2 protein-coding genes, 1 tRNA gene and 1 pseudogene are annotated in these 2,966 nt (G+C 56.4%); 3 read left to right on the plus strand and 1 reads right to left on the minus strand.

The window, feature by feature from the left end:
• Positions 1–140 precede the first annotated feature (140 nt).
• The gene (locus SV253_02690; GenBank protein MDY6774979.1) at positions 141–974 is read left to right on the plus strand and encodes a phytoene/squalene synthase family protein; all 834 of its coding nucleotides are present in this window, start codon (positions 141–143) and stop codon (positions 972–974) included.
• A gap of 154 nt (positions 975–1,128) precedes the next feature.
• Here SV253_02690 and SV253_02695 read toward each other — a convergent pair.
• Positions 1,129–1,203: transfer RNA gene (locus SV253_02695), tRNA-Arg, on the minus strand.
• Positions 1,204–1,300: 97 nt separating this feature from the next.
• On the opposite strand from SV253_02695, the gene SV253_02700 reads away from it, so the two are divergent.
• Positions 1,301–1,519 (plus strand): DUF2892 domain-containing protein, encoded by a 219-nt coding sequence (locus SV253_02700; GenBank protein MDY6774980.1) that lies wholly within the window; start codon positions 1,301–1,303, stop codon positions 1,517–1,519.
• Positions 1,520–1,604: 85 nt separating this feature from the next.
• Positions 1,605–2,921: pseudogene (locus SV253_02705) on the plus strand (APC family permease).
• The last annotated feature ends 45 nt before the right edge of the window (positions 2,922–2,966 follow it).

The raw sequence follows: 2,966 nt of genomic DNA on the forward strand, positions 1-2,966 counted from the left end.
TAATACACAGAGGAATCTCCTTGTGTAAATACATCCGACACGAGCCAGCAGGGACTTCTGCCGCGAGAGTACACCGGGGAACAAGCCGTCAAAACCGACACGAAGACCAGGGACTCCTCCGCGCCTAACCAGGACACCAGATGTCAGAGATAGACCCCGAGATAAGGAGAACCTTTAGTCAGAACTCGACCTCGTACTACTACAGTAGCCTCTTTTTCCCGTCCGACGTCAGAAGGGACGTCTTCAGGCTCTACGCGTATGTCAGAACCGCCGACGACTTCGTAGACGAGATGCCCCAGGACAGAGAGTCTCTCTTGGAGTTCCGACGTATGACCTTCGACAACTGGGAGTCGGGGGAGTCGGGGAACAAGACCGTCGACCTCTTTCTGAGGGTCGCACGTGACAACGGCTTCGAGAGACGGTGGGTCAAGGCTTTCCTCGACTCGATGGAGACCGACTTGACCAAGTCGGGGTACGAGACTCTTGACGAGACGCTCGAGTACATATACGGCTCCGCCGAGGTCATCGGTCTGATGATGTGCCGTATACTCGGTCTGAGCCCCGAGGCTAGCCACAACGCCAGAATGCTGGGGAGATCGATGCAGTACTGTAACTTCATACGTGACATAGAGGAAGACCGACAGATGGGAAGGAGGTATATGCCGAGTGAGGAGATCGAGAGGTACGGTCTCAAGAGTCTCACCGAGGACGAGGCGATGTCGAAGACAGACTCCTTCAGGGAGTTCATGCGTCGACAGATCGAGAGGTACTGGAACTGGCAGGAGAAAGCCGAGGACGGCTTCGGCTACATACCTTACAGGGTCAGGGTTCCCGTCATACTCTCGTCGAGGCTTTATAAATGGACAGCCGAGAGGATATACGAGAGACCCGAGATACTCTACGAGACACAGGTCAAGCCATCGAAGCCGAGGATAGCCGTCGAGCTGGCTAAGTCGTTCGCTGGGAAGAACTGAGAAGAGGAACGGGCGCGGAGGAATGATGGTATCGCGCCATCGCCACCGATTCCCTCGAAAACTTCGTTTTCGGGATACCACAGAGCCAATTTCTGCGTGGATGTGTGAGCCATGCTTTGGATGGCTCTATCTGATCCAGCGAGATTGCGGTGGACGGGCGCGGAGGGATTTGAACCCCCGGCCGTCGGATTAGAAGTCCGATGCTCTGTCCAAACTGAGCTACGCGCCCTCCGTCTCAACTTATTCCGGTGCTCAAGTTATAGCTTTCGACCTGTCCTGGCTTTTCGCCCTAACTATTATTGTATTCAAGACTGTAGACACGTACTATGGAGCAAAACGTGGGGAAAGCCGACAGTATAGTACGTATAGTAATCGGTGCCGTCGCGGGAGTCGTCTCGTTGGCGATGCTCGGAGGAATGGTACAGAGCCTTCCGATGATACTCTCGCCGATACTCGGCATAGTCGCTATAATGATGCTCGGAACCGCGTTCACGAGGAGCTGCTGGCTCTACTCACTTCTCGGCGTCGACACGTGTGAAGTATAGAAGTCGGTAGACGAAGGACTTTAACCCGCGAAGACCGATTCGGATATAGATGGCTACACAGATACCGGGGAACGACGACCAGGGAGAGCTAGAGCGAACTCTGAGTCTCGGGGGTGCTCTGGCGATAGGAGTCGGGACGATGGTCGGAGCGGGAATATTCGTCTTCCCGGGTCTTGCTGCTGGGAGGGCAGGTGTCGCCGCGGCGGCTTCCTTCGGAATCGGTGCTGTGATTGCCCTTCTCGTCGCTCTCCCGACCTCAGAGCTCGCGACAGCGATGCCGAAGAGCGGCGGAGGCTACTACTTCATCTCGCGGGGATTCGGAGCTCCCGCGGGTGCTCTTATAGGTATAGGAGTCTGGACAGGTCTCATATTCGCGTCGTCGTTTTACCTCGTCGGATTCGGAAGCTACGCACTGTCGACGCTCTCTGAACTCGGGGTTGGGGTGAGTGTCGGATCCGAGGTCATGGCTGTCGTCGTCGGCGTCTTTCTCACGGCTCTGAGCATAACCGGCACGGAGAAGACGGGTGACCTCCAGAACGGAGTCGTAACTGTCCTCCTCATGATACTCAGCATCTTCCTCGGCTACGCGCTCCTCGACTCGTTCGGGGTCTTCGGGACTGCGACTGTTCCCGAGGAGTTCGCACCCTACGGCTACTTCCCCATATTTGAGACCGCGGCACTTGTCTTCACCTCGTACCTCGGCTTCGCACAGATCGCCACTGTAGCCGGAGACATAAAGGAGCCGAGTAAGAACCTACCCCGTGCGATGGTCGGGAGCGTACTCCTGGTCGGCGTACTCTATGTCCTCACGGTCTTCGTCACGACTAGCCTCACGGGAAGTTAAGAACTTTCGAGACTTGGTGAGACCGCGATAGTCGAAGTCGCACGGGGATCTCTCGGAAAAGGTGGTGCCGTTGCGCTGACCTTCGCGGGGCTCCTCGCCACGGTTTCGAGTGCGAACGCCTCGATACTCGGGGCTTCGAGGATGGTCTACGCCCTCAGCCGTGACAAGCTACTACCCTCGAAGGCTGGGAAGCTCAACCGGAAGTACAACACCCCGCATATCTCTCTCATGCTCTCGGGAGGACCCATCGTCTTTCTCGTCGCAGTCGGAGAGGTCGAGCTTCTGGCTGAGGTCGCGTCCTTCTTACATCTCGTGATGTACGGGCTGATGTGTTTCGTTCTAATCCCCCTTAGACGCCGGAACCCCGACTGGTACAGTCCCGACTATACCGCGCCTGCGTATCCGGTTCTTCCTGTCGTAGGAGGTGTGCTGAGCTTCGGTCTCATACTCTTCATGCAGCCTCTCTCACAGGCTGTCGGAGTCGCGGTTACGGTCGGTGCGGGAGTATGGTACATTATTTATGGAAGGGACGTGACTCTGAAGGGGGTAAACGGATGAGCCGAGACTCGACAGAAGAAGACGGAAAGCCGAGGATACTCATAC

Source organism: Candidatus Afararchaeum irisae (assembly GCA_034190545.1).
Taxonomy (GTDB): Archaea; Halobacteriota; Halobacteria; order Halobacteriales; family Afararchaeaceae; genus Afararchaeum; species Afararchaeum irisae.

Excerpts from the sequence above, each read along its gene's own strand:
- SV253_02690 (MDY6774979.1), top strand. The coding sequence starts at position 141 with ATGTCAGAGATAGACCCCGAGATAAGGAGAACCTTTAGTCAGAACTCG.
- SV253_02700 (MDY6774980.1), top strand. The coding sequence starts at position 1,301 with ATGGAGCAAAACGTGGGGAAAGCCGACAGTATAGTACGTATAGTAATC.